Source organism: uncultured Sulfitobacter sp., assembly GCF_947500075.1.
Classification (GTDB): domain Bacteria; phylum Pseudomonadota; class Alphaproteobacteria; order Rhodobacterales; family Rhodobacteraceae; genus Sulfitobacter.
Window position 1 is genome coordinate 207,598 of the sequence record NZ_CANMQS010000004.1, and the last position, 26,541, is coordinate 234,138.

A 26,541-nucleotide genomic window follows, 5' to 3' on the forward strand; every position below is an offset into this window, starting at 1 on the left:
AGTCTTGCTGAATGGCGCGGCCGTGGCGAGAAAATTTTCCAATGAGAACAGATGCCAAACGCTCCTTTGGAAGCACCCATTCTTGCCGAGCGTGACCGGCCCATTGCCGACATTCATCACTTCAGAAACCGAGCTGACCGGGCTCCCGGAAGCCGACCTTGACGCAATGCAGCACTTCAGTGGCCCAGACGATCGAACCTCGGGATTCTACTCCTTTTCTAGCTCCCGAAAGAGTTGTCTGCGGCGCTCAAGATCCTGCTTGATTGACCGCGTCATCTGTCTGTCGGATAGAACTGCTGTTTCGAGGTCAAATTCGGGTACCTAGACTGAATATCATCCTCATGTATTTCACATTCAGCTTTTCCTTCTTTCAAGCAGAGCTCCAGCTCATAAATGCTTCGTCCAAGCCATACTCCCGACCATCTGGCAAGCTCAGGTATTGGGGATGATTCCGCAACAAGATCACGCCACCGTGTGTCTTTTGGTGGGGTCGAAAGGCCAAACTCTATGGACAGAGGGCTATCCGCATCAAGGCTCGAAGAAAAGCCAGCTCCGACGAACTTCGCATCGTATGAGATTTTAGCTGCACCCTTGAAGCTATCGGTCGCATCACAGTCAGAGTTACCATCCACATATACGCTAAGGATTGCTGTAGTGTTTGGAGAGATGTCAAACCTTTTTGGAAGGTTATTAACGTTCACGACAGGGATGACTACGTTTGGTTTCAGGGACAGTTCCCTGCAAGAGACACGGATGTACAGAGAATTGTAGTCATTCTGCATTCCACCTTCATAAACTGAGAAATAGTCGAAATCATCGTATTGAAGGGGTTCTAAGTCAGTAGCGGTTATCGAAATGGTTAAATCGTATACAGTTACTGGTCGTGTTGATTGGTTGTACATGAGAAGCAGTGAATGAAAGCCGGATTCTACCATTGGAACTTCGAACATTGGATGCCTTCGGTGAAACAGCGTTCCAACATCTGTTGCCACTCGATTCTCCATCGAGATAAAGGCGTCAGGGAACAGAAACACACCGAAGCGGTCAAATAGTGAGGGTCCAACTGTCGCAATAAATGCGATAATACCGCCCAGCACGCCACCTATCGAAAGTAATCTACTCCACCGCATACCAATCCTCAGAATCAGAATAGGCGACATTTTTGTCACGTTGATCGCCCTTAAACCATTTCTCCATCACCTGCGCATTCTCATTAGTACATCCGCACCAAGTGTAGTATCCCCTTTCTTTAGCTACTGGTGTTAGTTGGCGCTGCGCCATACCAAACGCTATCTCCGTCTGTTCGTTTATTGAAACAGTTTCATTCGGAGCGACTGAAGTTTACGCATTGCAGCTTTTAGAGCGCGACACTGCGTTGGGAGCACGAGGTTCTCTGCTGTTCCCGGCAGTAGGCCCGGCCCATTGCCGACATTCACTAACCAATAATTGATTTGGCGGTAGCAGCACGCATTGCCGTCATTCGCCGTGAATACGAAACCGATAGCTTTTGGAGATCCGCAATGCAAGACAGAACTGTCATGTGCTCCAGCAGGACTTACCGCCGCTTTGCAGTTCGGCGAACCATTTGTGATTTGCCCAAATAGCATTTCAACTCGTCTCATCCTTCTTGCCAGTATTGTCAGTTCATGCTCTGTCGCCGCCAAGAACGGATGGAGTTAGGTGTGTCTGATTTTGGCTCTGCATCATTCCACCGATCCCAGAAGGCAACAGTCTGGCTGTCTGGCTTCATCTTGGGTTCTGCTATGCGAACACGCGTTGGCAAAAGGCTCGCGTCGCCGACAACCAGAGCTTCTCCGATATCCAAGACAGGCAATAGGTCACCAAAACTTCCAAGGCTGTCAGGAAGAAGACGCTTTATCACGCTCTGATCGTCACCATTGGTCAGACGCATGGCAACAACATTGTTGCACTGGCTCAGAACAGTCCGGTTTACTTCGGATGGCCGCTGGCTGATAACCACAAGGCCTATTCCATGTTTCCGGCCCTCTTTTGCGATCCGCTCAAAAATCTCAACGGCAACAGCGTCAGAACTGTCGGCATTCATCCGTTCTGGTATGTACAGATGGGCCTCATCACACATGATTGCGATAGGATGCCGCTGGTCAGATTTCGTCCAGAGGCTCGTAGAGAAAACAATTTGAGCCAAGAGACTTACCATCAAGGGCAGTACGTCAGATGGCACTTCTGAGAAGTCTATAATCTTGATGCCGCCTTCATTGCCATCCTGAGCCCCGCGACCGGTTGAAATGGCATGAACCATTCGTTCCAACCACTTCATGTCCATGCATTCGTTGGGAGGCTGAAACAGGAATGCTAGACGACGATCATGCCTTTTTGCTTCTAGGCGACCGATCAACCTGCTCAGCTTGCCATGATATGGGCCCTGCTTTTCGCCCCTCGCGCCTGGCACCATTTCTTCATCTAGGTCTTTGAGGTTCTGCAGCACTGAATTGATGTCGAAAGGCACCGGGCTGTCGATCGTGAAATTCTCCAATATTTCTTTATGCTTGACCGGATCTAGGGTGCCCTTTTTTGCGTCGACGATAGTGCGCGTCATGATCATCGATTGGTTTGGTGCGTTCTGGTCACTGCGGTCAACGAACATGGACACCAGCGCCTCATAGCCCAACAACCAGTATGGTAGATGCAATACCCCGTCATCCAAGCCGCGCTTGTGCTCGATGTCTGAAGGCCCCGCAATCCTCAGGTGCTTGAACGCCTCGCCTTTCAGCGGGCGATACTCACCATGGATATCGAACAAGACCACATTCGCCTGTGGCAATTCCGCGATCTGATCCAGCAATCGAGCCGTAGTCCAGGACTTGCCCGATCCAGTACTCCCGACGATCACCGCGTGACGTTGGAACAGCTTGTTGCCATTCAAATAGGCAACAGCCTCATCATCAAGCGTGAAGTTTCCCAAAGACAGCTTTGGGCCGTCCGTTTTCACGTTGGAAATGACCTGCATGAAATTGGTGAGGCGTTCGCCCTCCAGAGAGAAGCAATTGGCGTCGATTTCCGGCACGGTTTCTAGCGTACGGCGGAAAACGTTCTCATCTTCCCCTACTTTGTCGAGCAAAGTGCCGATAAGTGTGATCTTGACGAGGTTATTCTCGTTCGGGATCAACTCTACGTCGGTCAAGTCAGCCTCGTCCAAATCGCGGTTGTCGGGTTTCCTGGTGATCCGCACCACGACACCGATCAAGTGTTGCCCAGGTTTGCTGCTTTGGAGAACCACCAAACGGTTCACCTGAAGGCGCTTGAGCCGGTCGAGGTCATCGACGCGGATAGTCGCTGCGGCGGTATCTACTGAAATCACGCTGCCGAGGGCTTCATTGTCTGCGAAATCAAAAATGGACATGTGCATTACCTAGAGGACTAAATTGTTGAAACCTGAAAGCGACCACAAATCGGCAGTCGCCACCTCGACACCATCGGGTGCCTCAGGACGGTAGACCAAGCTTCCGTCACCGGACCTCTCGATTCCCATGTAGTTCGCACCGGCTTTGCTCTTGAGAAAATCTTTGGCTTCGTCGGTCAGCGTTCTGGCTAGCACAACGATTGGCACGTTTTTTTCCTGACATCGCTCGATGATTTTTGGGTGGATGTGTAGATCGCGGAAGCCAAATCCAATACAAAGAAACGCCGAGGCTGTCTTCAGTGCGTCATCTGCACCATTAATTATCGTCCTGAACGGGTCTTGGGAGGTTGTCTCGTATTTGTTGAACCCAGGGGTAACGATCAGAGGAGCGTATTCGGCTGGAGGCAATTCAAAAACCGGCAGTCCGACGGTTCGCTCATCTGCAGTGCGGAACCAGTCTAGCGAGCCATGGACCTTCCAGATCTTGACGACCCGCGAAGCTTTAGCCCCATGTCGGAATTTGACGCCGCCGGTGCTTTCCCACTTCTGGACATAGCCTGGAGCGAAGCCGGTCTGAAAAAGCACCCCTTTGGAATTGCAAGCAAACTCTGCAACACGATCATAGTTGGTGGTGACAACATGGATCTCTTTCAACGTGCTGTTGAACATCCCGGACAGTAAATGCCCAAGGGCGAATTCCTGGCCATTTGACGCTGCAAGGCTCAAGAGCGCTGTATCCTTCTCGTTGACACATTGCCAAGTCAAGCCGACAATCTTCGCGAGCAGGGTATCCGGCAGAGCCTTGCCCTCCAACGCAGCTTCAAGATGATCACCGTTTGCCAAGGCTGCCCGGACCAACAGCCAAGCGTCCTCTTCGGCTTGGCCCGCTGTTTCCAGCTTGTCACGCAGGTAGTCGCTCAGTGCTCCCATACTTGGCAATCCATGTGGCATAGAGGCGCCACTTCCAAGGACAATTGTGGGGGATCCTTGGAAACAGGTTTGCGCAAACTTGGCGATGTCTTCTGTCTTCATTTCGTTTGGGACGCTCCCCTTGAGTTGGTATCAATGATCTGAATGAAAAAGCCCGTCGTCAGACGCTAAACAGGCCCCATTGGAAATCAACCTTAATATGCAATTTCTAACAGGAAACAATCTTGGCGTTACAGCCAGAAGGAACGCTGCACACCGACCATAAGCAACTAGTATCGATGAACTAAACGGCCGCTTCTTGTCGCGGCCTTGGTTTCCACGCTGATGCAGCGAATGACGGCTTTCCGCCGTCGGTGCTTTTCGTAGCGCCAATGAGTGTATTTAGTCGAACGGCAGAAGTCTAAGAGGCACCGACGGCATCGTTTTTTGCTTCCCTGCAAACCCCTCTCAGCTACGCTTAACGTGGGTTTGAATGTTTCTGCTCCCTTTGCTCAAGGAGGAGCAGAATGAATAGGACCGATCCATCTACGAAATCTTTGCAATTACTTGCACAACAAATCCTCGACGTCGATCCACAGCCCCTAGCACCTAAACTATCGATCAGCGTTTGGCAGGCTATGAGCATGCTTCAAAAGGCTATTCGGAGGAACGACAGTCATCGTACCGCTGTAGCAACCTCGACGCTTCTTAATCTAGATGCAGAGAGGTTTTGGCGGCGTCTGGGCGTCATCGCGTTCGAGGACGTGGGTGTATCGAACCTTCCGCTCGTGTATGCTGTGACTGCAGCCTTGGCTGGGAAACGGGTTCGCGGAGAATTCGGTGGCGATACCCGCGTGGCGATGGCTTTGGCGCAGTGTCTCGCAAATTCTGCTAAGAATCGAAGTGCGGATGATCTCCTGTGCATACGGGACCAGCATCCTGATGCGCGAGATATGCAGCACGAATTTCAACGCATCCCAACAGAGCGTCTAAGATCAATCTTCGTTGGGTGCCCGGAGGTCCTGGCGCAGGCATCAGCAGCGAAGATTATCGCGGCCAGATCCCCAAAACCCCATATTTCAGTTGAGGTTGAGCTTCTGGAAAATGCGGGGGCCGCGCCAGCGGCGATCGCTCTATTCGTGCAAGGCAAAGCACGTGTTCGCAATGATCTCCCATTTTTGGTCGCACTGCTGACACTTCAAAATGGTCTGCGTTCGCCCAATCCCGATGACGTTCTACCTGCAGAAATTGAATTCGCAGGCATGCCCGGCTGGGCACTCGACATGTTTACCCGAGAAGGAAAGGCCGCGATCAGGCGGCTTCTCGCACACGACAACGCATTGTCGCAGTACATCAGGCGTAGCTTCCCAAGTGCGGGGCGAACGCAGCTCCTAGGCGAAGCGATATTCCGGGTCGAAGGCGGCCTCTTGCGAAAACGTCAAGATGGAGCGCTCGGTCAACAACTTCGGCAAATCATGGAATTGGAGTGCATGGGCATTCACCCTCACCAAGCGCGTGAAGTCCTTCGGCTGACGAGTTCAAATTTGGAGCTTCTCAACAGTCTGAGACGGCAAGTTGTGTGGGATGCATCCAATGGATAATTTGGGCCAAACCTCGGATAATATCCATTTATCAGAGGCTCAAAACAACACTCGAACAGTCTCAACTTCAATTGCAGTTAACTGCAATCCAGGGGTTCTTAGACGTTTGCAAGAGTTGGTTTCCGCAAGCCTCTCCTCGAACACCCGCCGCGCCTACATGGCTGACTTATCTCACTTCATCGACGCTGGTGGGCAGATCCCCGCCACACCGGAAATGGTCGCCGTGTACCTGTCGCGCTTTTCTGACGATTTGGCTGTATCGACGTTGACTCGCCGACTGGCTACCATCAGCAAAGTTCATAAGGCCAACGGGTGGCAGAGCCCCTGCAAGTCAGAATTGGTGCGGTCCGCGATGCGGGGTTTACAACGGCTGAAAGAAAGTTCCCCAAAACAAGCAAAACCGTTATGCCGGGAAGACCTGTTTCTTGTTCTTGATTGTATGGCTGGGACACTCAAAGACAAAAGGGACAGAGCGTTGCTTCTGACCGGTTTCGCAGGAGGTTTTAGGCGGTCCGAGTTGATAGGTCTAGATTGGGACGATGTGCACGAAGTGAGAGAGGGAGTGGTAATTAACCTACGTCGATCTAAGACGGATCAGGCCGGAAACGGCCGCAAAGTCGGCATCCCTCTGGGGCGAACTAGGCATTGTCCGGTCCGTGCGCTGAATTTCTGGCGAGAAGCATCACACGATACAGGTAAAGCCCTTTTCAGACCAGTCGATCGGATGGATCGCATTCAAGAACAGCGTCTTTCAGGGGATGCGGTCCCTTACATCATTCGGGGACGGATGAGAGAAGCAGGTCTTGATCCAACCGGGTTTTCGGGTCATTCGCTTCGTGCAGGATTCGCAACCAGCGCAGCCAAGGCCGGGGTTGCGGCTTACAAGATCCGGCAACAAACTGGGCACAAATCCGATGCGATGCTCGAGCGTTACATTCGTGATGGCGAGTTGTTCGACGGAAATGCAGCCGCATCATTGCTATGATAGTGAAGCCCTCACCGTATGCGCTAGAGGCGTTTTGCTGCCAGTGCTTCCATTTGCACCGTTGCGATCTCAAGAGCTTCATCAGAAATGACCTGAACCGCAGACTGAATGCGCTGAAACAGAATATCACGCGAAGATGTGTCTTGAATCTCACCAAGACCGAGAAGCTGGTTGGGGGTGGTGCCGAGAGCGGTCGCTATCCGAACAAGTGTACCAAGATCAGGTTCACGATCCCCGCTAACGTAGTGTGCGTAGCGACGCTCACTAAGCCCGCAACGCCTTGCGGCTTCTGCGTTGGATATACCCAGTGCTTTCGCGCGGCTCCTCAAACTCCTACAAAATACATCCATAGGAACGTTTTGTTCTGGAATTTCACGATGCGCTATGAACTATTTGTGGGGAGCATTCAGACCGTTTTGTTCCTCTCGAGTAGATCACAGCAGATTGGAGGTCCTTATGAGCAAGAACTCTGAAGGAGATGAAAAGATGAAGCGGCTGGAGGAGGCGCACCGCAAGAATGTTGAAGACTTCAAAAAGTCGACTAAAGAGCTCAAAGAAGCTTTGCGGCCGATCCGGTGGCTTCTTGTAGTTGTCATGCTTCTGGTGGCATTCTTTCTCATGGTTCCAACGCCAAGTAACAAAGAAAAATATTGTGGAGACACTGATCGAGCAGCAGGCTCAGCATATGTTCGTGCACAATCCTTTATCAAACGAAGTTTGCGGGAGCCAGAGAGTGCAATTGCACCGTCCAGCCCTATCCGTGTAGGTTGGCTCGGCCAGTGCAGTTTTTTGGTCGTTGGTTCGATCAGGGCGAAGAACGGCTTTGGTGGCTACGTTCAGAACATATACGCAGTCAAAACGCATTATGATCTCGAGACTGACCGCCACAGTTTCACACTGATTTCGTTCGATTGAAACTGCTGTGGACTTCGGCAGATAACGAAGAGGCTAGGGTCGCTAGCCACCAAAATGAACGAATTGGGAGAATTTTTGCTGGAACCCGTCAAAGTCGGATCGTGAACCCCGTCTTTCTAATGATGAGTGCGAGAACTGTTGACCTTGCAGTTAACTGCAATTGAAAACACCTAGCAGGTACCTTGAGTTATGCAGACCTGAAGGAAGCCTTGGTAATGCTGCGACGTTCACGTAGGCGAAGGTTCTTAAGTACTTGGCAAATTACCTCGTTAACCATGATGTGCTGTCGTATTCCGAATTGCATCTCGAACACATGGCTGTAGCTATTTCATTCTAGCAACTTCGTTCCGCGGTTGCCGAAACCGCAGTCAGAAATTGCTCCAAGGAGACAGTTTTTTGATCTGGCAGTCTGCGTTAAACGGCTCTCCACGCCGTTCTGATATTGATCCTGTTAAAGTGGGTATTGTCGTTTCCCAAGCCGAGATTGTCCTTCATGTGATCTCTATGGTCCAATCCACGCAACTGCACCAGAACGGATCGAGCACACGAAAAGTTCGATCAATCCTTCGCATGGGTGGCGGCTTTCTGTTTCACACTGCTCAGGTACCTGCTACAGTTTTCAAACACCCTGGGGGCTGGGCACAGTGTAACCTCTTGGAAAACAATACGGCGATCAAAGTGGAACATTCTCCCTTCGTCTCCGCCACACCTCTCGCACACCATCCGCCGTCCCGGCGCAGTGCGCAGGCAACGAACCGCCGCGCTCACGCGGAACCTGCCATCCCCGCCTGCCGCCCCAGCACCACCGCACTCAGCAGTCCGTTGCCCGACAGATACCCGCTGTCACCGCTGCCGGAGACACCACATGCCGCGCCGCCGCCGGCGTAGAGTGTCCCGAACGCGGTGCCATCCATCCGCAGAACCTGTGCGGCCGTGTTCACCTTCAATCCGCCCTGGGTGTGGAACAGGGCCCCCGTCACTTTCACGCCGCAGAAGGGCGGGGAGAGTGGGGTGTCTGTGAACGCCCGGCCAAAGGCGTCGGTGCCGCCGAGCGGTATCCCCTCAACGGTCTGATGCAGCTGATCCGCAGGCAGGCCCAGCCCTTCTGCCAGACCCGTGATTGTATCGCTTGTCTGCACCGCGCCCGTTGCTTCGGCACGTTTGAAATCCTCGAACTGGCGGGCAATTGCCGCGATGCGGGCATCAAAGATCGCATAGGCCTGCTGTCCTGGCTGCGACAGCACCGCGCGGGCGGCTTCGGAGTACCCTTGTGTTTCATCCCAAAACCGTCGGCCGTCCCGGTTCACCTGAAAACCCCCTTCGGTGATCACTGCCCATGTGATCAGGATGCCGTGGGGGTGGGCGACGTTGCCATGCCCCTGATACGCACCCAGGTGCATGGTTTGGGCACCGATTGCATCGGCCCACAGAACGGCTTCGCCGCGGTTCCCATCATGGCCGAACCACACCGCCTCTGTAATCTCTGGCATGTGCTGGGCCACCAGGGCGCGGTTGCCGCCAAAACCGTTGCAGGCGAGGATCAGGCGGTCACATCCGATGGTTTCCTGCCCGCCGTCGGGCAATGTGACTGCCACCCCTGTGATCGCGCCATCCGCGTGGAACAGTGTCGCAGCACGGCGTTCGCAGACAATGTCGATCTCAAGCGCTTCGCAGCGGCTGCGCAGGGCGTCGATCAACTCCGCGCCTGAGCGCGTCGGCAGCCCGTGCATGCGCCGGCTTGTGTGGCCGGGGTAGTCAAAGTCCGTCACGACGGAGAAGGGCAGACCATGGGCCTCTGTCAGCCATTCGATGACCTCAGCGGCCTGTCCGGCCAACAGATCCACAAGCGCGGCATCGTTCTGGCCCTTGGCTTTGGCCTGAATGTCGGCTGCGAAGCGTGCGGCGGAATCCGCGATCCCCGCCGCCTGTTGAGCCCGCGTCCCCGCTGCCGGGATCAATCCTGCGGACAGCGCGGTTGATCCGCTGGGCACGGCGTCGGCTTCGATCACCAGAACCTGCTGCCCCGCCTCATGGGCCGACAGGGCAGCCACCATCCCGCAGGCGCCGGCCCCGATGATCAGGGTCTCACAGCTAAGGTCATAGGCATCCGGGGGCGGCAGAACCTCAGCCTTTGGCGTCATAGCGCGCCCCTTTGTCCAACTGTTCCTGCGTGCCGATCACCTTGTTCAGACCGGCAAAGTCGAACATGCGATCCGCAAAGGGGGTGTTGCTGCCATTGCTATGCAGGCTTTGGTAGTACGCCTGCGCGGTGCGCCCCAGCGCCCGGACAATGCCACCGGGAAAGATGACGATGGAGAAACCCTGTTGCTCCAGATCATCCGCACCGGTCATCGGTGTTTCCCCGCCTTCGACCATGTTCGCCAGAAGCGGGATGCGCCCGGCAAACTGCTGGCCAATCGTCTGCAATTGGCTGCGGGTCTGGGGTGCTTCGATGAAAAGGACGTCAGCCCCGGCCGTCAGATAGGTTTCTGCCCGGTCCAGCGCGGCGGAGAACCCCTCAACCGCGATGGCATCGGTCCGGGCGATGATCAACGTGTCCGCACGTGCCCGCGCGTCGGCCATGGCAGCGATTTTGCCGGCCATTTCAGCCGCCGGGATCAGGGACTTGTCCGCCAGATGCCCGCACCGTTTGGGGTAGCTTTGATCCTCCAGTTGCAAGGCCGCGGCACCGGCACGTTCATAGACCCGCATGGTGCGTTGCGCGTTGAGCGCATTGCCGAAACCGGTATCCGCGTCGATGATCACCGGCAGCGGCGTGCGGTCCGCGATCAACGCCATGGTGTCGGCCATTTCACTTGCTGTGCTCAGGCCAATGTCAGGGCGCCCCAGGCGGGTGTAGGCGACAGCAGCCCCACTGAGGTAGAGCGCCTCGAACCCCGCGTCAGTAGCCAGTGCGGCGGTCAGACCGTCATAGACACCGGGAGCAACCAGAATGCGGTCACTTTGCAGGCGGGATTTGAGGGTCATGCCGCGCCCTCCAGCCATGTCCGGGCTTCTGCACAGGTCATCTGATGGGTCACGGTCCCAAGCGACAGCAGCGTCGCGTCGTGCACCTCATGTTTGAAAGCCGCGCACCCATCGCTCAACATGACTGTTTCGATGTTGCGCAGATGTGCGTCCCGCAGGGTAGAGGCGACACCGCCGTTGGTGACAATTCCCCCGACGATCAGATGATCAATGCCCACTGCGCGCATGATGTATTCAAGCCGGGTCTGGTAAAAGGCGGAATAGGCGACCTTTTCGATCACGAAATCAGCAGGATGCAGGACATCGACCACCGTATGTCCAAAGGACCCCGGCGCGAAATCGCCCTTGTCCAGAAAGGGGCGAAGCTCCTTTAGATGCGGGGCAATCAGGGGCGTGCCATCGCTGTCAGGCACCAGCGTGAACTGCGCCGAGACATAGCGCCCGCCCTGCGCGCGCAGGGCGGCGACAAGGGGCGCTACCCGATCCGGCAGGGCGGCAATGGCTTCGGCGGATTGTCCGGCGCGCCCATAGGCCCCTTCGGGGTGAATGAAGTCATTTTGCAGATCAATCGTCAGCAGCGCCGTGCGGGACAGGTCCCAAGTTCTGGGGTCGCTCATGCGGGTGTCTCCTGTGGTTCGATGATCGTGTTGCCAAAGGCATCAACACGTCCTTGCAGGTCGGGTTCGATCAACACGGTTGTGTCAGGCTGGGTGAGGATCGCAGGCCCGGTGATCACACTGCCCACCGGCAAGGACAACCGGTCATAGATGGCGGTGTCGTGCCACGCATCGCCAAAGTGGACGGGCCGCATTGCAATCGGGGCCGCCACGCCGCTTGTCGATGGTGCCAGGGTGGCCAGATCGAACTTGGGCCGTTTGCCGGTGACCGCGCTGCGCAGGTTCAGGATGCGCCGCACGCCGTTGCTCAGCAAGCGTCCGAAGGTCGCGCCATAAGCGGTGTCAAAGGCGCTTTCAATCTGAGCTTGCGTGGGGGGCTGAACGGTGCCGTCATTCACTTCGACGGCGATGGGCACGGATACTGTATGGGTCTGGCCGATATAGGCCATATCAAGCTCGAAACTCAGCTCCCGCGCCTCGAAACGGGTGCGGGAGGCATCAAGCAATGCCATTCCCTCGTCCGCATGGGCCTGCATGAACCCCGCCAACGCTGTCTCATCCAGTGTGCTGACGAGGGTGTTGATCGTCTGCACGAAATCCTGCCGCATGTCTGCAATCACGCAGCCCATGGCGGAGGTCACGCCGGGATAGCGCGGCACAATCGCCCGCGCGATACCCGTCTCTGCCAGCATTGCGCCTGCATGCAGCGCACCGCCGCCGCCGAAAGGCATGAAGGCAAATCGTTTGGGATCAAATCCCCGTTCAATCCCCACAAGCCGGATCGCCCCGGCCATGCGGCTGTTCGCCACGGTTAGGATCGCCTCTGCCGCTTCCAGCATGCTCAGACCCAGCGGCTGCGCCACATACGTTTCAATCGCCTGCGCCGCGGCATCGACGTCCAGCCGCTCCAGTTTCCCACCAATGGGGTTGTCCGGGTCGATCCGCCCCAGCACCACATTGGCATCCGTAACCGTCGGGCGATCATTGCCCAGACCATAGGCCACGGGACCGGGGTTCGACCCCGCACTTTCCGGCCCGATGTTCAGCAATCCGCCCTTGTCGACCCATGCGATGGAGCCACCGCCAGCCCCAATGGTTGTGATCTCGATCATCGGGGTGCGCACGACCATGCCAAAGTCGATGGAGGTCTGGGGCGACAGCATCGACTGCCCTTCGGAGATCAGGGAGACATCAAAGCTGGTCCCGCCCATATCGCCCGTGATGACATTCTCAAACCCGGCGGAGCCTGCGATGTACCCCGCTGCAATCACCCCCGCCGCCGGGCCGGAGAGCGCTGTCCGCACCGGCAAACGACAGGCGGTATCAACCGCCATCACCCCGCCATTGGATTGCACGATCATGAACTCCCCGTCAAAGCCACCGTTCCGCAGAGCGTTCTCAAGTCGGCCCAGATAGCCCGAGACTTCGGGCTGAAGATAGGCATTGAGCGCGGTGGTAGAAAACCGTTCAAACTCCCGTATTTCCGGCAGGATTTCGTGAGAGGCAGAGACATGGGCATTCGGCCAGACCTCCCGCAGGACTGAAACCGCAGCGGCTTCATTCGCCGGATTGGCGTAGGCATTGGCAAAGAGGATCGCGGCGGCTTCGCAGCCGTCTTCCTGCAACTGCCTCGCTGCTGCGCGCACGGCGTCCAGATCGACGGCGGTGCGGATTGTCCCATCCGCCAGCGTGCGTTCGGGCACTTCAAGACGGTTGCGACGGTCCACGACGGGTTCAAAGTCCCCGCGCAATCCCCACGTGCGGGGCCGGTCGCGCCGCCGCATCTCCAGCACGTCGCGCAAGCCTTGCGTGCAGATCACGCCGGTTTTGGCGCCCTTGCGTTCCAGTAGGGCATTGGTGCCTGCGGTGGTGCCATGCACGACAACCGCAATCTCCGACAGGTCACTGACGTCCCGCCCGATCCCGTCCAGAAAACCACCCGATTGGTCGGGCCGGGTTGTCGGAACCTTGGCGACCGTGGCAGTGCCTTCCGCTTCGTTCAGTACAAAAACATCCGTGAAGGTGCCGCCCACGTCGACACCGATCATGCGCTTGCTCATGGCGTGACCTCCCGCCATGCAGGCCCGTAAAGTGCGTCAGCCCGGTCCGCAGTGACCAACCCCCGCGCCACATCCCGCGCGATATGCGCGGGCGCGCGATCCTCAGCGGGGCCGTACCCCCCGCCGCCGGGTGTCTCCAACCGCACGGCCTGTCCCTGACGCAGCTTGATCCCGCGCATTTTGGAAGCGAGCGGCGGCGTCGCCCACCCATCGTCCTGCTCAAAGGAAAAGACGTTCATCGCACCATCCGCGCCATTGGCGATGCCCTTGGGTGCAAAGCGGCCACGTTCGCCGAACAGAAATGCCTCCGCCCCATTTTCCTCCAGCACTTCAATCTCATACACCGCACCGACCCCGCCACGGTGCGTGCCTGCACCCGCGCTGTCCGGACGCAGCGCCCATGTCCGGAACATCACCGGATAGGCGGCTTCCAGGATCTCCATCGGCGGGATCGTCGCGGTTGAGATCGGCGCATTGCCGTGGTTCAAGCCATCCGTCTCAATCGACCCGCCATGCCCGCCACCGTAAAAGCTGAACATCACCCAAGGCTGCCCATTGGCGCGTTTGCCCGCAATCGACAGCGCGTTGATCGTGCCATATGCGTTGGCCACCACCCGGCCCGGTGCAGCCTTGGCAAAGGCGGAGAAGACAACGTCGATCATCCGCAGGATCGTTTCGGTATACCCGCCCGTTGGTGCAGGAAATTCCGCCGACAGCAGCGATCCTTCCGGCACCACGACCTCAATCGGGCGCATCACACCGGCGTTGGCAGGCAGGGCCGGGAAGATGTGCTTGATGGCCACGTAGGCCGTCGCCACGGTTGTCGGCAGCGCAATGTTCACAGGGCCCGCGCATTGCGGGGCAGAGCCGGTGAAATCGAGCGTCATACGGTCCTCTTTGATCTCCAGCGCGACCCGGATGGCCAGTGGGTCGTCGGTGATCCCATCATTGTCGAGGAAATCCTCCGCTTCCCACCTGCCATCGGGCAGGTCCTGCAACTCCGACCGCATCAGCGCTTCGGCACGATGCCCCAGCGCGTCCAGTGCGGCGGCAATCGTCTCGCTCCCGTATTCATCCAGCAGTTCATCCATCCGCTTGATGCCCAGATCAAGCGCGCCCAGCTGGCCGTTCAGATCCCCCATGGCGGACTGCGGCAGGCGGGTGTTGCGCAGCAGGATGTCGATGATGTCCTGATTGACCTCACCCCCACGCGCCAGTTTCACCGGCGGCAGCACAAAGGCCTCCTGAAACACATCCGTCGCCGCCGGGTTGTAGTTCCCCGGCACGGCACCGCCGACGTCATGCCAATGGCCGACAGAGGCCAGATAGCAAAAGAGCTTTCCATCCCGGAAGTAGGGCCGCACCAGCCGCATGTCGCTCAGATGTGTGCCGCCAATATGCGCGTCGTTGAAGATATAGATATCGCCATCCGCCAGATCACCGTCCTTGGCGGCTTTCTCAATGACGGCCTTTACGGCGAAGGACATCACCCCCACGAAGATCGGCAGCCCTGATTTGCCCTGCACCAGCGTATCGCCAGAGGCCGCATGATAGAGCCCATGGCTCGCGTCATGGGCTTCCGCGATGATCGGATTGAACGCCGCGCGGAACAGCGTGGCGTCCATCTCATCGGCGATCTGCTCCATCCGGCCTGCCAGAACGGACAGGGTGATCGGGTCAATTTCGGTCATGAGCCAGCCCTTGTTTCAGCGATGTCGTTCCAGACAGCTTGTTTGGTGAGCGTGCCGTCCACGACTTCGAAGCGGTCGATAAAGCGGATACCCTCAAACGCGGTGCCATCGGGCCATTCACCCGACAACGTTCCGCGACAATAGACAATTGCGGCATCCGACGGGCTCTGCATCACGTCAAAACCGTTGTAGGCCTTGGTGACAAAGCGGTAGCGGGGTTGCGCCCAGGCGATCAGATCCTCCAGCGCGTGCAGGGGACCAGTGCCGGGAAACTGCATCTCGAACCCTTCGGCCAGAAAAGACTTTGCAAGGGTCAGGTCGCGGGCTTCCATCGCGGTCAGGAATTGGCGCACAATACCGGCAGGATCGGGTTTTGCGGGAGCGGGCGTGCGCGTGCTGCGGCCTCGGTAGTAATCCGTGGCGGGCAGGTCGTGGATCATGATCGTCACCAGATCGGGGTGCGCAGGCACGACCAGCCGAACCGCATCCGTCAACGCTGCGCCCAACCGCTGTTTGGCATCCGCGTCATAGCCTTCCAGAACATGCAGTTCGACAACAGGCATCTGACCCTCCCTTCAAAATCTGTATTATCTGTAATACATCTTGTGTATTTTGCTTAAGTCAAGTTTTACTTGCAAAATCGCCCGACCCTTGGCCTTCTGGAAGGCGAGCCATCAGCCCTGTGGAGGAAACCCACCCTTGGAACCCGACCGCGCAACCCCGCTGCCGGAAGGCGCCAAAGCCAGACGCGTCTATCTGTCCCTGCGCGACCAGATCGCCGATGGCCGGTTGTGCGATGGGGAAACGCTGCCCGGTGAGCAACGGCTGGCACAGACCTATGGCGTCTCCCGCGTGACCGTGCGCCGCGCGCTGGATGTGCTGCGCGAAACAGGTCTTGTCGAAAAGCGTGCTGGTAGCGGGACCACCGTGCGCAGCAAGTCCTTGATGGACAAACGCACGGCGATGAATTTCAACACGCTGATGCCGCAACTGGTGGAGATGGGGCAATCGACCACCGCGCGGCTGCTGTCGTTTTCCTACAGCCAGCCCCCAGATTACGTGGCGCAGGCGATGGGGTTGCCGCCGGCCCAGAAGGCGCAGATCGCGACACGGGTCAGGCTTGCCGATGGGGTGCCGTTTTCCCACCTGACAACCTATGTCCCAACCGCCATCGCGCAGAACTACTCAGAGAATGATCTCGCGACCACGCCGCTTTTCAAACTGCTTGAGCGCAGCGGCGTGCAGATTGACGCGGCGCACCAATCCGTCTCAGCCACCCTTGCTGGCCCTGAGGTGGCCGAAGCGCTTGAGGTTGCTGTCGGCTCCGCGCTGTTGTCGCTTAAACGCATAGTCCGGGATGTGGAGGGCAATGGGGTGGAGTATCTGTCAGGTCTTTACCGGCCTGACATGTTCAGCCTTGAGATGCCCTTGGCGCGGGTGGGTGACGGTGTGGGGCGCCACTGGGAACCCGCCATCGGTCAGGCAGAGCAGGGGGCGGTATGAGCCAGCCCCGGACCCTTCTGGACAAACTCTGGCGCGCGCATGAGGTCTTGCAGCGCGAGGATGGCGTTTCCCTTTTGTGGGTGGACCGGCATCTGGTGCACGAAGGGTCGCACCATGCCTTTGCAAAACTCGCGTCGCGCGGTGCGGCCGTGGCGGTGCCGGAACAGACCTTTGCGGTCGTTGACCACTACGCCCCGACACGCGGGCGCGGCCGGATTGCGGACCCACAGATCGCGCGGATGATTGACACCTTGCGCCAGAACGCAGGGCGCCATGATCTGCGCCTGTTTGATCTGGATGACCCGTCGCAGGGCATCGTGCATGTGGTGGGGCCGGAACAGGGGCTGACATTGCCCGGACTGCTGATCAACTGCGGGGACAGTCATACCTCAACCCATGGCGCCTTCGGCGCGCTCGCCTTTGGCATCGGCGCCACGGAAGTGGCACATGTGCTGGCAACGCAGACCGTCTGGCAGAAAAAGCCCAAAGCCATGCGGATTTCGGTTGAAGGTCCGCTTGGGCCGGGAGTGACAGCGAAGGACATCGCGCTCAATTGGATTGCCCGGCTGGGCACCGGCGGCGCGCAGGGCCATGCGGTGGAATACGCTGGCAGTACCATTCAGGACCTGTCGATGGAGGGACGCATGACGCTATGTAACCTTTCCATCGAAGGGGGCGCGCGGTTCGGAATGGTCGCACCGGATGAGACCACCTTCGCCTATATCAAGGGGCGGCCTTATGCGCCTGACGGTCCGGCATGGACTGCCGCTGTGGAGGAGTGGCGCTCCCTCGTCTCCGACGCAGGCGCGGCGTTTGACAGGGAGGTCGTGATAAACGCGGCCGACATCGCGCCCACTGTGACATGGGGCACCAGCCCGGAACAGGCTTTGCCCATTGATGCGGCCTTGCCTGACCCAGCGGCGCTGACACCCGCCAAGGCGGAAGCCGCGGCAGCTGCGCTTGATTACATGGGATTGGCCGCGGGACAGCATCTGGCCGGGACACCGGTCGATCAGGTCTTTATCGGGTCCTGCACAAACGGCCGGATAGAGGATTTGCGCGCGGCGGCAGCGGTGCTGTCGGGGCGGCGCGCTAAAGTGCCCGGTCTGGTCTCTCCCGGATCGCAACGGGTCAAGGCACAGGCGGAGGAAGAAGGGCTGGACCGGGTGTTTACCGAGGCGGGGCTGGAATGGGCCGCGTCGGGCTGTTCGATGTGTGTGGGCATGAACGGCGATCTGGTGGAGAGCGGCAAACGCTGCGCGTCCTCCACCAACCGCAATTTTCGCGGCAGACAGGGACGCGGTGCGCGCACCCATCTGATGTCGCCCGCAATGGTCGCGGCAGCGGCGGTCACCGGGACCATCGCCGATGTCCGTCCCCTGCTTGCAGGGCGGACCCCGTAATGGCCGGGTGGCGTAGACATGAGGGGCAGGCCGTGCGTTTGCCGCTGGCCAATGTCGACACGGATCAGCTGATCCCGGCCCGGTTCATGTCGGTTCCCCGCGCAGAAGGCTATGGCAGGTACTTGCTGCACGATCTGCGGCGCGATGAGAGCGGCGTGATGCGGCGGGATTTTCCGCTCAACACCGTGGATCAGGCAAGCGTGCTGGTCGCGGGCGCGAACTTTGGCAGCGGGTCGTCGCGGGAGGCGGCGGTTTATGCTCTGGTCGACGCAGGGTTCCGGGTTGTCTTCGCCCCCAGCTTCGGGGATATCTTTGCCAGCAATGCGGTGAACAACGGTCTCTTGCCTGCCCGGATCGATGCAGACACAAGCGACGCACTGGCCGAGATGTTGGTTGGTTTCCCTTGCAAGGTGCAGATTGATCTGGGCACCTGCCGCGCGACGTTCGGGAACCATGACGTGCCATTCACGCTGGATGAAAACTGGCGCATCAAGCTGATGAATGGCTGGGATGATATCGACCTGACACAGCAACATGCGATGGCGATCGACGCTTTCAGAGAACGCTATGCCGAAACGTCACCCTGGACAGTGCCCCGCAAGCGGTCCTGAAAGCGGCCTAAACCGCGCTGCGTTTCCTACTCGGATTTCAACGCAGCTTGTCCCCGGGCCATCAGCGTCCGAAAGTCCTTCTTCGCCCGCGCGTTGGACGGCACAAAACTGGTCCCACGGTTCGGTTCCAGATCGCTCAGCGCGCGCAACTGCACCCACATCTCCGCGGATTTGAGCGCTGCGGCGGCGCAATTCACCACCGGGGCGGTTCCCACTTTGTAGCCACGCTCCCCACCGATCAGCAGCCCCGGCAGAATGCCTGCGGGAACGATGACGTCCGCGCCGTCCTCGACCATCGGCATCGCGCAATCGGAAAATCCGGCCAACAGATCCGCGCGCTTGCTCTCATCCCCTGCAAAGGCCGCATTGAAGTCGCCGGGCGTCAGACCCAACCCGGTGACATGGGTCACGCGGTTGCCCAGACCATAGAGGTCAGCCTGTTCGCGGTGGATCACCTCGAACGCGGGGTCCAGTGTCACCAGCCCGATCCGTCGGCCCAACTGCGACGCCGCCAGCAAACTGGCCTCTCCCGCGCCGATGACCGGGATCGAAAGGGTGGCGCGCAGGTCATAAAGACAGGGATCCTGAAAGTGCCCCATCACAAAACAATCGTATCCATCCTCTTCGGCCCCGATCCCCGCATCAATCGCCTGTATGCCGCACCGCAGTTCGCTCAGCCGACCGAAATCGCGGTCGGGGGGCACCATGCCAAAGACCTCGACTTCGGTACCCGCTGCCGCGATGCCATTGAGGTAGGATTGCAGGGTTTCAAGGTATGCGCCTGCGATCTCAGCATCCACAAAGCTCTGCCAGAAAATCCGCATTTTTGATCCTTCCTTCAGGGCGTTCTTGGTGTTGTCCCATGAACATGGACAGTCCGCATGGGATAATGCGCGTTGCCACCGGCATAGGCCGGGAAACTGCCTGAATCCGCCCGCATTTCTGCCAGCACCGGGGAGGCGAGCGCCGCCTTGAGCGCCTCCGCGTCGTCAAACACCACCTTGTTGCGTTGCATATGATGCACGCGCTCCCACGGCAGCGCACTGCACCAATCCAGTCTGGAGCATACCTCCACCCCGCGAATGCCGGGGAAGCGGCGCATCACGGGGGTGTGGTGGGCGATATAGTGTTGAAGCCAATGGTTGAGATCCTCCGCCGGGCCCGGATAATGCACCAGAAAGGTGCAGAATGTGCCGCTCACATCCGGGCCTTGGGAACCGGCAAAGTCGCGGGCCAGCATTGCCTGCTCTGTGACTGGGCCTTTGGCGAGGGATGGCAGGGCATCCGGATCGGCCAACGCCTGAAGGGGCCCGCCCGCGCGGAGGGCGTTTTCCAGATCTTCAATGTGCTCAAAATACAGTTGCAGCTGAAGCCTTGGCGGCGGTCCATCATCAAAAGGCAGCCCGTCAACAGCCCATGGCGTGTAAATCAACCCGCTGCTCAGCCCCGGCGTGCCCGCGACAATCGCATTGACTGCCTCAAGTTCAGCCTGCGCAATCTCCGCACCCGGCCCGGTGTCGTTCTGAAAAGTCGCGAACCACGTGAAGCTCATACCCTCCAGCCCATCTTGCTATTGCCCAAGGCTTGGAAGCCACGTCGCAATGCCGGGGAAAAGGATCAGCAACGCCACCAGCAACATCGAACAGGCGATAAACGGCAGGGCCGCGATGTAGATATCCCGCATCTTCGTACCCGGAGCGGAAACCCCTTTCATCACGAACAACAGCAACCCGAAGGGCGGCGTGGTAAAGCTGATCTCAAGCGCCAGCAGGACGATCACGCCGAACCAGATCAGGTCAAATCCAAGTGTCTGCGCCAGTGGAAAGAAGATCGGCACCGTGAGCAGCATCATCGACAGCTGATCCATGAACATGCCCAGCACCAGCAGGATCGCAAACATGATCAGCAACATGGTGATCGGGTCCAGCTCAAACCCCGTGGCCCAGCGGATCAACCCCGAGGACGCACCGGAGAACGCAAGCAAAGCCGAGAAGGTGGCAGAGCCGAAGATGATCAGCAGCGCCATTGTCGTCACCTTCAATGCACCAATCACCGATTTGACCATCCCGTCCCACGTGAGGGAACGGTAGAGGGCGGCCAGCAGGATCACCCCCAGACAGCCAAACGCGGCACTTTCTGACGGGGTGGCGATGCCGAACATGATCACAAGGATCACCCCGATCACAACCGACACCATCGGCAGGATATCGACAAACAGAAGTTTGAGTTTCTGCAAGCCCGTTGTCGGGTCCAGCTCATAGGCCGGGGCCGCATCAGGGTCATAAAGGGCCATGCCAAGGATCATGATGGCATAGAAGATGGCAAGCATGATGCCGGGCATGATGCCCGCAATCAGCAACGCGCCGATGTCCAATTCCGCCAGCGTGGCCAGCAACACCGCAAGGGCAGACGGCGGGATCAGCATGGCAAGTCCGCCGGTTCCCAGAATGGGACCAATGGCCATGTGTTTCTTGTATCCGCGTTTCTCCATCTCCGGCACCATCAGCGAGCCGAGCAGCGCTGTGGAGCCCATGGAAGAGCCAGAGAGCGTGGCAAAAGCCGTGCCGCCCGCGACCGTCACGAAGGACAGGCGTGCAGGCAGTTTGCCCATCAGGCTGTCCACCGCGCCAAACATGCGCGTTGCAAGGCCGGTAAAAAAGAAGATCTCTCCCATCAGCAGGAACATCGGTACAGGCATCAGATTGAAACTGGTGATCGTCGGGATGGCATTGTTCGCCAACTGCCCGATCCCGCGTGACATCTGGTCAAAGATGTCCCCCCGTCCGCCCATGAAATAGGCAGCGCCAATGACATTTGCGGCAAGAAAGGCAAGGGCCACGGGCACGCCGATGGCCATGAAAAACAGGATCATGCCCAAAAGGAAAAAGAGCGCTTCAAACCACTCCATGAAACATCCGATCGTCGTTCGAGAGGGTCATTCGTGCACGCCTGCTTCGCCGGTGTGCAATGTTACGGGGCCAAAGACAAAGCGGGAGAACTGCACGCCCATCAGGCCAAATCCGATGGGCATCGCGCCCAGCAGCAGGTACTTGGGCATATCGAGGCTGCGCATCTCTGCATCGCCAAACTCCCACGCCCGGTAGGTCGCGCCGAAAGTGTACCAGACCAGTACCAGACAGATGAGCACGCACAGACCGGACACCGCGCGGCTGAACGGACGCTGGAGCGACCGCGGCAGGGCGGCTGTCACCAGTTCAATGAAAACATGACCCCGGTGCCGGACCAGCCAGGGCGAGGCGGCCATCACGATATACAGCAGACCGAATTCTGCGAAGGTGAAGATATGGCTCGACCAGGCGCCGGACATGTCAAAGGTGCGGGCCAGCGCGCTCACGACGATGCCCATCATGATCGCCATCAGGTAAACACCGGCAAATATGGCCAGCAGATCACACAGCCGGTCGATCACGCGCATCATGTCAGGAAAACCACTTTCAGGCACCACCGCGCAGACATGCTGCACGGTGGGCCAATAGGCATCTCTGGGTTACTCACCCGCGTAGTGCTTGCGCAGTGCCTTGTACATCTCTGCACCTGCACCACCGCCGTCAATGCGCTCATACATCCGCGCCCAGGCCGCATCATCCGCCATCTTCTGGTAGGCTGCACCGGCTTCTTCGGAATGGCTGACAAAGGTCATGCCGCCATCCGCGAGCACCTTGGCATCCGCCGCCACTTCGGTCTGACGGTCGGCATAGGATTTCGCTTCCCACTCGATCACAACAGACTGGATCAGTTCCTGCGATTCCGCCGACAGCGCATTCCAGGCTTCCGCGTTGAAGATCACGCCAATGTCCGTGTTGTAGAACGTTGGATCGACACGGTACTTCAGGAACTCATTCCACTTCAGCTGCGGAATGCCGATCTCTGTCCATGCGGCCGCATCGACAACGCCCTTTTCCAGACCCGCATAGACTTCTGTTGCAGGCATGGAGGCTGTCGTGGCGTTCATCGCCTCAAAGAAAGCGTGGTAAATCGGGTTGTCGCGCAGCTTGACGCCGGTGAGGTCGAGAACACCGTCCTCGTTAAACTTGGGCTCTGAATTCATGTAGATGTGGAATTTGATCCCACCGTCGATCCAGCCCAGATGCTTGACGCCGAACCGGTCCTGATGCGCCTGATCCATCAAGGCGGCACCGCCGTTCGCGCGGGCCTCCATCGGTGTCACGCGGGAGGCGACCATTGCGTCGATCTCCGGCACGTTTGCACCATAAAAGCTGCCCGGTGTGTGGACCATGTCGACAACACCGTCCCGCACGGCTGCGGGCTGCTGGAACATGCCGATCGCTTCGGGCCCACCGCGCACGTCAATCTGCACGATGCCTTCGCCGCGCGCGTTGATGTCATCCACCATCGCCAGGAAGGTCTTGGTGTAAACCAGAAAATCGGGGAAGGCGTGGACAGCGCTGACGCGGTCTTCGGCCTGCGCCAGAGTGGGGGCCATTGCCACGGCCATGCCAGCCGCAGCCAGTGTCATTGTGGCCTTTTGTGAAAGCCGGTTGAAAAAAGTCATCGGTCGTCTCCCTATTATATCATCAAACGCCTGACTCCTCGCGCAACACCCCGCTTCTGAGGCGGTGTATGCTGGCGCAGATCAACTTGCATGCGTTTACATGTATAAAGCCTTGACCGGCGAAGGTTTGCAATGAAAACATTTTAAATATGCAACAACGCTGAAATTCGGGGGCAGAATTCATGGAGATTGCGGTTTTAGGGGGCGGTAACGGGTCCATCGCGGCGGCAGTCGATCTGACGGAACAAGGCCACCGGGTTCGATTCTGGCGGCGCAACGCGCAGGCTCAGGAGGTGTTGCAGGCGGCTGACAATACCCTCACGCTGAAGGATTTTGCCGGGACGCGGCCGGTTCAGATCGCGGTGGTCACATCTGACATCGGGGAGGCTGTGCAGGGCGCGGAGCTGATCGTCTGCCCAACGCCTGCCACCGCGCAGGCGGATATCGCCGCCGCTCTGGGGCCACATCTGGCGGACGGTCAGGTCGTCTTCCTGCCGCCGGGCAGCTTTGGCAGCTGGATCATGGCGCAGGCTGTGCGGGCGTCCGGGAATACCGCTGATGTGTCCTGGGCGGAGGCCGGCACGCTGCCCTATCTGACCCGCCTGCACGGCGCAGACACAATCGCCATCACCACACGTGCAACCCGGTTGCCAAGCGGTGTTTATCCCCTGCGCAACGCCGATCATGCCCACCGCATTCTGGCGCGAGCCTATCCGTCCGTTGAACCCGCAGGCGATGCGCTGTCGGGCGCCTTGATGAACGCAGGCCCGATCATCCATCCTCCGCTCATCACCATGAACGCCGGACCCATTGAGCATTTTGACCATTGGGACATCCACAACGAAGGGACCCAGCCTGCCATCCGCCGCGTGACCTCACGGCTCGATGCGGAACGCATGGCGGTGCGCGAAGCGCTGGGCTACGCTGCGCCGCATTTCCCGCTGGCGGATCACTACGACCCCGAAGGGGAGGAATGGATGTACGGCAACGCGGCCCACGAAAAGCTGACAGACAGTGGCGACTGGCGCGAAAACCTGATCCTGACAGAACATCGGTACATGCGCGAGGATGTGGCGGTGGGTCTTGCTGTGCTGGTGTCCGTCGCCGACTGGGCTGGTGTGCCTGCGCCAACGGCCACCGGGTTGCTCGCGCTGGGGTCCGCCATTTGTGACGATGATTTCCGTCAGACGGGCCGGACACTCGAAAACCTCGGGCTGTCAGGGCTGTCCGTTGATGACCTACAGTCAAAACTGAAAGCAGGCGCATAACATGATCGACAAGGAAACCATCGCCGCCGTTGGCGCGGGCCGCATGGGCCGTGGCATCGCGATCGCCTTTGCCTATGCCGGTCACGCGGTTCGGCTGATCGACGCCAAACCCCGAAGTGCGGATGACTTTGCCACGCTGCAACAGGCAGCAATGGAGGAGATCAAGGCGACACTCGCAATGCTGGCGGGCTTTGGACTGCTGGAGGCTGATGAAGTGGAAACTGTCTGCGCCCGCGTGACCTGTTTCCCGCTGGATCAGATGGAGGCGGCACTCGCCTCCGTGCCGGTGATCTTTGAAGGGGTGCCCGAAACGCTGGAAGCCAAGCGCGACGCATTCGAAGCCGTATCGCGGTGCGCGGATGTGGATGCCATCGTCGCCTCCACCACCTCCACCATTCTGTCGAACGACCTGCAAGGGTTCGTGGACGCACCGGAACGCTTCCTCAATGCCCATTGGCTGAACCCCGCGTATCTGGTGCCATTGGTCGAACTCTCTCCCGGTGATGAAACCGCTCCGGAGACGACCGCGCGTTTGAAAGAACTGCTTGAACGGATCGGCAAGGTGCCCGTGGTCTGCACCGCCAGCCCCGGCTACATCGTGCCGCGCATTCAGGCCTTGGCCATGAATGAAGCCGCGCGGTTGGTCGAAGAGGGGGTTGCCAGCGCAGAAGACATCGACAAGGCGACGAAATACGGCTTCGGCTTCCGGTTTGCTGTTCTGGGCCTTTTGGAGTTCATCGACTGGGGCGGGGGTGACATCCTGTATTATGCCAGCCGCTACATGGCCGATGCCACGGGGGAGGACCGGTTTCAGGCTCCCCGGATCGTGCAGGACAACATGGCGCAGGGCCGGAACGGGTTGCGCGATGGCGAAGGGTTCATGAATTACGACGGTATGGACGTGCCCGCCTACCAAAAGCAACGCATCGGCGCCTTTGCGGAAATGCTGCGCCATTTGGACAAGATGCCGGTGAAGGGTTAACGCGCCTCTGCGGCGAAGCGGCGGATACACGCCACAAGCCGGTCATTGTTGTCCGGCAGATGCAGGGAGAAGCGAAAGAAATCTTCCAGCCCCGGCTCCCGCGTGCGGTTCACGATGAACCCACCCTGATCAAAGAGGTGCTCCACCAGCTTTTCTGTAAGGTCGGCGGACCCATCCCGAAACCGGGCCATCATGAAATTGGTGTGGCTGGGGATCACTTCCAACCCCAATTGCCCCAGAGCACCGGCAATCCGCGCCCGTTCGGATTTGATCTCTGCTACCTGCTTGTCAATCCCGGCCTGTTCCCCCAATGCAGCCACCGCGCCCGCTTGTGCGGCAGCATTCACCGTCCCCATTCCCCGCGCGGCATAGATCACCGGGATCATCCAGGGGGCGGCATGGCACCATCCTACCCGCAACCCGGCAAGGCCGTAGGCTTTGGAAAAGGTCCGCGTGACAATCACGTTCTCATGTGTGGCCACCAGCTTGTGCACCGCGTCGCAGTATCCAGCTTCCGCAAACTCGCCATAAGCCAGATCGAGCACCAGAACGATGTCGGGGCGCAGGTCGCGTGCCAACCTGCGCAGCGCTTCCAGCGGCACCATCGTGCCCGTGGGATTGTTTGGGTTGGCCAGAAAGACAAGCCGCGTCTGGTCTGTCACAGCCCCCAGAAGCGCATCCACATCTGTGGTGAAGGCCGCCTCCGGTGCCTTGATCAGGGTCGCGCCCACCCGGTTCGCGGTCAGGGCAAACTGGATGTACCCGAATTGAGAGATCAGGATAGCATCCCCCGGTCGCGCGAAGCACCGCGCAATCACATCCAGCAGTTCCTCTGACCCATTGCCGCAGACGATCTGCTCCGCATCCAGCCCGTTTTGCGCGGCAAGCGCATCCCGCAGCGCATCACAATGGGGGCTCCCGTAGGATTGCGCCTGCGCGGTTGTGTTGTGCAAGGCCGTCAGGACGGACGGCAAAGGCGGATAGGGCAGTTCATTGAAGCCCACATTCACAATCGGCAACCCCAGAGGCTGCGCGCGGCTGATCCGGCCGCGCAGGGGCATCGGTTCAAGATAGGGCTGTGGTCTCATGATC

General features: G+C 58.7%; 25 protein-coding genes. 8 read left to right on the plus strand and 17 right to left on the minus strand.

All coding sequences use genetic code 11. From position 1 onward, the window contains the following. Nucleotides 1-272: 272 nt before the first annotated feature. From Q1A91_RS13920 to Q1A91_RS13935, 4 genes are all read right to left on the minus strand, one after another. Nucleotides 273-992 (minus strand): hypothetical protein, encoded by a 720-nt coding sequence (locus Q1A91_RS13920; protein WP_299878417.1) that lies wholly within the window; start codon nucleotides 990-992, stop codon nucleotides 273-275. Between the two features lie 124 nt (nucleotides 993-1,116). Next, complete coding sequence (locus tag Q1A91_RS13925; protein WP_299878420.1) at nucleotides 1,117-1,281, minus strand: hypothetical protein; 165 nt, start codon at nucleotides 1,279-1,281, stop codon at nucleotides 1,117-1,119. Between the two features lie 358 nt (nucleotides 1,282-1,639). Next, nucleotides 1,640-3,382, minus strand: coding sequence for an ATP-binding protein (locus tag Q1A91_RS13930; protein ID WP_299878423.1), 1,743 nt, complete (start codon nucleotides 3,380-3,382; stop codon nucleotides 1,640-1,642). 9 nt (nucleotides 3,383-3,391) lie between these two features. Next, nucleotides 3,392-4,414, minus strand: a complete 1,023-nt coding sequence (locus Q1A91_RS13935; RefSeq protein WP_299878426.1) for an SIR2 family protein — start codon at nucleotides 4,412-4,414, stop codon at nucleotides 3,392-3,394. A gap of 404 nt (nucleotides 4,415-4,818) precedes the next feature. On the opposite strand from Q1A91_RS13935, the gene Q1A91_RS13940 reads away from it, so the two are divergent. Next, on the plus strand, nucleotides 4,819-5,892 hold the full coding sequence (locus Q1A91_RS13940; protein ID WP_299878429.1) for a hypothetical protein: 1,074 nt from the start codon (nucleotides 4,819-4,821) through the stop codon (nucleotides 5,890-5,892). Then, on the plus strand, nucleotides 5,885-6,877 hold the full coding sequence (locus Q1A91_RS13945; RefSeq protein WP_299878432.1) for a site-specific integrase: 993 nt from the start codon (nucleotides 5,885-5,887) through the stop codon (nucleotides 6,875-6,877). The genes Q1A91_RS13940 and Q1A91_RS13945 overlap by 8 nt, the downstream gene beginning before the upstream one ends. 23 nt (nucleotides 6,878-6,900) lie before the next feature. Here Q1A91_RS13945 and Q1A91_RS23710 read toward each other — a convergent pair whose 3' ends face one another. Next, on the minus strand, nucleotides 6,901-7,227 hold the full coding sequence (locus tag Q1A91_RS23710) for a helix-turn-helix domain-containing protein (RefSeq protein WP_367278682.1): 327 nt from the start codon (nucleotides 7,225-7,227) through the stop codon (nucleotides 6,901-6,903). A 106-nt stretch (nucleotides 7,228-7,333) separates the two neighbouring features. On the opposite strand from Q1A91_RS23710, the gene Q1A91_RS13950 reads away from it, so the two are divergent. Then, on the plus strand, nucleotides 7,334-7,792 hold the full coding sequence (locus Q1A91_RS13950) for a hypothetical protein (RefSeq protein WP_299878434.1): 459 nt from the start codon (nucleotides 7,334-7,336) through the stop codon (nucleotides 7,790-7,792). A 764-nt stretch (nucleotides 7,793-8,556) separates the two neighbouring features. Here Q1A91_RS13950 and Q1A91_RS13955 read toward each other — a convergent pair. The 6 genes from Q1A91_RS13955 to Q1A91_RS13980 are packed head-to-tail and all read right to left on the minus strand — an operon-like array spanning nucleotide 8,557 to nucleotide 15,711. Beyond that, complete coding sequence (locus tag Q1A91_RS13955) at nucleotides 8,557-9,933, minus strand: FAD-dependent oxidoreductase (protein WP_299878436.1); 1,377 nt, start codon at nucleotides 9,931-9,933, stop codon at nucleotides 8,557-8,559. Beyond that, nucleotides 9,917-10,780: an isocitrate lyase/phosphoenolpyruvate mutase family protein gene (locus Q1A91_RS13960; protein WP_299878439.1), complete on the minus strand. Its 864-nt coding sequence runs from the start codon at nucleotides 10,778-10,780 to the stop codon at nucleotides 9,917-9,919. The genes Q1A91_RS13955 and Q1A91_RS13960 overlap by 17 nt, the downstream gene beginning before the upstream one ends. Next, nucleotides 10,777-11,397 carry a cysteine hydrolase family protein gene (locus Q1A91_RS13965; protein WP_299878442.1) on the minus strand — a complete coding sequence of 207 codons (621 nt, stop codon included), beginning with the start codon at nucleotides 11,395-11,397 and terminating at the stop codon, nucleotides 10,777-10,779. The genes Q1A91_RS13960 and Q1A91_RS13965 overlap by 4 nt, the downstream gene beginning before the upstream one ends. Continuing rightward, on the minus strand, nucleotides 11,394-13,457 hold the full coding sequence (locus Q1A91_RS13970) for a hydantoinase/oxoprolinase family protein (RefSeq protein ID WP_299878444.1): 2,064 nt from the start codon (nucleotides 13,455-13,457) through the stop codon (nucleotides 11,394-11,396). Before Q1A91_RS13970 ends, Q1A91_RS13965 begins: the two co-directional genes overlap by 4 nt. Beyond that, on the minus strand, nucleotides 13,454-15,148 hold the full coding sequence (locus Q1A91_RS13975; protein ID WP_299878446.1) for a hydantoinase B/oxoprolinase family protein: 1,695 nt from the start codon (nucleotides 15,146-15,148) through the stop codon (nucleotides 13,454-13,456). The genes Q1A91_RS13970 and Q1A91_RS13975 overlap by 4 nt, the downstream gene beginning before the upstream one ends. Next, nucleotides 15,145-15,711, minus strand: coding sequence for a nuclear transport factor 2 family protein (locus tag Q1A91_RS13980; RefSeq protein ID WP_299878449.1), 567 nt, complete (start codon nucleotides 15,709-15,711; stop codon nucleotides 15,145-15,147). The genes Q1A91_RS13975 and Q1A91_RS13980 overlap by 4 nt, the downstream gene beginning before the upstream one ends. A 136-nt stretch (nucleotides 15,712-15,847) precedes the next feature. Here Q1A91_RS13980 and Q1A91_RS13985 point away from each other — a divergent pair, with 136 nt between their 5' ends. The 3 genes from Q1A91_RS13985 to leuD are packed head-to-tail and all read left to right on the plus strand — an operon-like array spanning nucleotide 15,848 to nucleotide 18,665. Then, nucleotides 15,848-16,651, plus strand: coding sequence for a GntR family transcriptional regulator (locus tag Q1A91_RS13985; protein ID WP_299878452.1), 804 nt, complete (start codon nucleotides 15,848-15,850; stop codon nucleotides 16,649-16,651). Next, entirely contained in the window at nucleotides 16,648-18,054 is a 1,407-nt protein-coding gene (gene leuC, locus Q1A91_RS13990) for a 3-isopropylmalate dehydratase large subunit (protein WP_299878455.1), read from the plus strand. The genes Q1A91_RS13985 and leuC overlap by 4 nt, the downstream gene beginning before the upstream one ends. Further along, nucleotides 18,054-18,665, plus strand: coding sequence for a 3-isopropylmalate dehydratase small subunit (gene leuD / locus Q1A91_RS13995; protein WP_299878458.1), 612 nt, complete (start codon nucleotides 18,054-18,056; stop codon nucleotides 18,663-18,665). Before leuC ends, leuD begins: the two co-directional genes overlap by 1 nt. 26 nt (nucleotides 18,666-18,691) lie before the next feature. Here the strand turns inward: leuD and Q1A91_RS14000 are convergent, their stop codons facing one another. The 5 genes from Q1A91_RS14000 to dctP all read right to left on the minus strand — a co-directional run bounded on the left by Q1A91_RS14000 (nucleotide 18,692) and on the right by dctP (nucleotide 23,199). Continuing rightward, nucleotides 18,692-19,489 (minus strand): aspartate/glutamate racemase family protein, encoded by a 798-nt coding sequence (locus Q1A91_RS14000; protein ID WP_299878461.1) that lies wholly within the window; start codon nucleotides 19,487-19,489, stop codon nucleotides 18,692-18,694. Nucleotides 19,490-19,503: 14 nt separating this feature from the next. After that, nucleotides 19,504-20,217, minus strand: a complete 714-nt coding sequence (locus Q1A91_RS14005; RefSeq protein ID WP_299878464.1) for an EthD family reductase — start codon at nucleotides 20,215-20,217, stop codon at nucleotides 19,504-19,506. 18 nt (nucleotides 20,218-20,235) lie between these two features. Further along, the gene (locus tag Q1A91_RS14010) at nucleotides 20,236-21,573 is read right to left on the minus strand and encodes a TRAP transporter large permease subunit (protein WP_299878467.1); all 1,338 of its coding nucleotides are present in this window, start codon (nucleotides 21,571-21,573) and stop codon (nucleotides 20,236-20,238) included. A gap of 27 nt (nucleotides 21,574-21,600) precedes the next feature. Continuing rightward, nucleotides 21,601-22,104, minus strand: coding sequence for a TRAP transporter small permease (locus Q1A91_RS14015; protein ID WP_299878470.1), 504 nt, complete (start codon nucleotides 22,102-22,104; stop codon nucleotides 21,601-21,603). 69 nt (nucleotides 22,105-22,173) lie between these two features. Next, nucleotides 22,174-23,199 (minus strand): TRAP transporter substrate-binding protein DctP, encoded by a 1,026-nt coding sequence (gene dctP, locus Q1A91_RS14020; protein ID WP_299878473.1) that lies wholly within the window; start codon nucleotides 23,197-23,199, stop codon nucleotides 22,174-22,176. A 182-nt stretch (nucleotides 23,200-23,381) separates the two neighbouring features. Here dctP and Q1A91_RS14025 point away from each other — a divergent pair, with 182 nt between their 5' ends. Both Q1A91_RS14025 and Q1A91_RS14030 read left to right on the plus strand, forming a co-directional pair. Beyond that, nucleotides 23,382-24,467 carry an NAD/NADP-dependent octopine/nopaline dehydrogenase family protein gene (locus Q1A91_RS14025; RefSeq protein WP_299878476.1) on the plus strand — a complete coding sequence of 362 codons (1,086 nt, stop codon included), beginning with the start codon at nucleotides 23,382-23,384 and terminating at the stop codon, nucleotides 24,465-24,467. A gap of 1 nt (nucleotide 24,468) precedes the next feature. Continuing rightward, nucleotides 24,469-25,449, plus strand: a complete 981-nt coding sequence (locus tag Q1A91_RS14030; RefSeq protein WP_299878479.1) for a 3-hydroxybutyryl-CoA dehydrogenase — start codon at nucleotides 24,469-24,471, stop codon at nucleotides 25,447-25,449. Here Q1A91_RS14030 and Q1A91_RS14035 read toward each other — a convergent pair. Next, nucleotides 25,446-26,537 carry a histidinol-phosphate transaminase gene (locus Q1A91_RS14035; RefSeq protein WP_299878482.1) on the minus strand — a complete coding sequence of 364 codons (1,092 nt, stop codon included), beginning with the start codon at nucleotides 26,535-26,537 and terminating at the stop codon, nucleotides 25,446-25,448. The two genes, Q1A91_RS14030 and Q1A91_RS14035, sit on opposite strands and share 4 nt — an antisense overlap. Between the last annotated feature and the right edge of the window lie 4 nt (nucleotides 26,538-26,541).

Excerpts from the sequence above, each read along its gene's own strand:
- Q1A91_RS13925 (WP_299878420.1), bottom strand. The coding sequence starts at position 1,281 with ATGGCGCAGCGCCAACTAACACCAGTAGCTAAAGAAAGGGGATACTAC.
- Q1A91_RS13930 (WP_299878423.1), bottom strand. The coding sequence starts at position 3,382 with ATGTCCATTTTTGATTTCGCAGACAATGAAGCCCTCGGCAGCGTGATT.
- Q1A91_RS13935 (WP_299878426.1), bottom strand. The coding sequence starts at position 4,414 with ATGAAGACAGAAGACATCGCCAAGTTTGCGCAAACCTGTTTCCAAGGA.
- Q1A91_RS13940 (WP_299878429.1), top strand. The coding sequence starts at position 4,819 with ATGAATAGGACCGATCCATCTACGAAATCTTTGCAATTACTTGCACAA.
- Q1A91_RS13945 (WP_299878432.1), top strand. The coding sequence starts at position 5,885 with ATGGATAATTTGGGCCAAACCTCGGATAATATCCATTTATCAGAGGCT.
- Q1A91_RS23710 (WP_367278682.1), bottom strand. The coding sequence starts at position 7,227 with ATGGATGTATTTTGTAGGAGTTTGAGGAGCCGCGCGAAAGCACTGGGT.
- Q1A91_RS13950 (WP_299878434.1), top strand. The coding sequence starts at position 7,334 with ATGAGCAAGAACTCTGAAGGAGATGAAAAGATGAAGCGGCTGGAGGAG.
- Q1A91_RS13955 (WP_299878436.1), bottom strand. The coding sequence starts at position 9,933 with ATGACGCCAAAGGCTGAGGTTCTGCCGCCCCCGGATGCCTATGACCTT.
- Q1A91_RS13960 (WP_299878439.1), bottom strand. The coding sequence starts at position 10,780 with ATGACCCTCAAATCCCGCCTGCAAAGTGACCGCATTCTGGTTGCTCCC.
- Q1A91_RS13965 (WP_299878442.1), bottom strand. The coding sequence starts at position 11,397 with ATGAGCGACCCCAGAACTTGGGACCTGTCCCGCACGGCGCTGCTGACG.
- Q1A91_RS13970 (WP_299878444.1), bottom strand. The coding sequence starts at position 13,457 with ATGAGCAAGCGCATGATCGGTGTCGACGTGGGCGGCACCTTCACGGAT.
- Q1A91_RS13975 (WP_299878446.1), bottom strand. The coding sequence starts at position 15,148 with ATGACCGAAATTGACCCGATCACCCTGTCCGTTCTGGCAGGCCGGATG.
- Q1A91_RS13980 (WP_299878449.1), bottom strand. The coding sequence starts at position 15,711 with ATGCCTGTTGTCGAACTGCATGTTCTGGAAGGCTATGACGCGGATGCC.
- leuC (WP_299878455.1), top strand. The coding sequence starts at position 16,648 with ATGAGCCAGCCCCGGACCCTTCTGGACAAACTCTGGCGCGCGCATGAG.
- leuD (WP_299878458.1), top strand. The coding sequence starts at position 18,054 with ATGGCCGGGTGGCGTAGACATGAGGGGCAGGCCGTGCGTTTGCCGCTG.
- Q1A91_RS14000 (WP_299878461.1), bottom strand. The coding sequence starts at position 19,489 with ATGCGGATTTTCTGGCAGAGCTTTGTGGATGCTGAGATCGCAGGCGCA.
- Q1A91_RS14005 (WP_299878464.1), bottom strand. The coding sequence starts at position 20,217 with ATGAGCTTCACGTGGTTCGCGACTTTTCAGAACGACACCGGGCCGGGT.
- Q1A91_RS14010 (WP_299878467.1), bottom strand. The coding sequence starts at position 21,573 with ATGGAGTGGTTTGAAGCGCTCTTTTTCCTTTTGGGCATGATCCTGTTT.
- Q1A91_RS14015 (WP_299878470.1), bottom strand. The coding sequence starts at position 22,104 with ATGATGCGCGTGATCGACCGGCTGTGTGATCTGCTGGCCATATTTGCC.
- dctP (WP_299878473.1), bottom strand. The coding sequence starts at position 23,199 with ATGACTTTTTTCAACCGGCTTTCACAAAAGGCCACAATGACACTGGCT.
- Q1A91_RS14025 (WP_299878476.1), top strand. The coding sequence starts at position 23,382 with ATGGAGATTGCGGTTTTAGGGGGCGGTAACGGGTCCATCGCGGCGGCA.
- Q1A91_RS14030 (WP_299878479.1), top strand. The coding sequence starts at position 24,469 with ATGATCGACAAGGAAACCATCGCCGCCGTTGGCGCGGGCCGCATGGGC.
- Q1A91_RS14035 (WP_299878482.1), bottom strand. The coding sequence starts at position 26,537 with ATGAGACCACAGCCCTATCTTGAACCGATGCCCCTGCGCGGCCGGATC.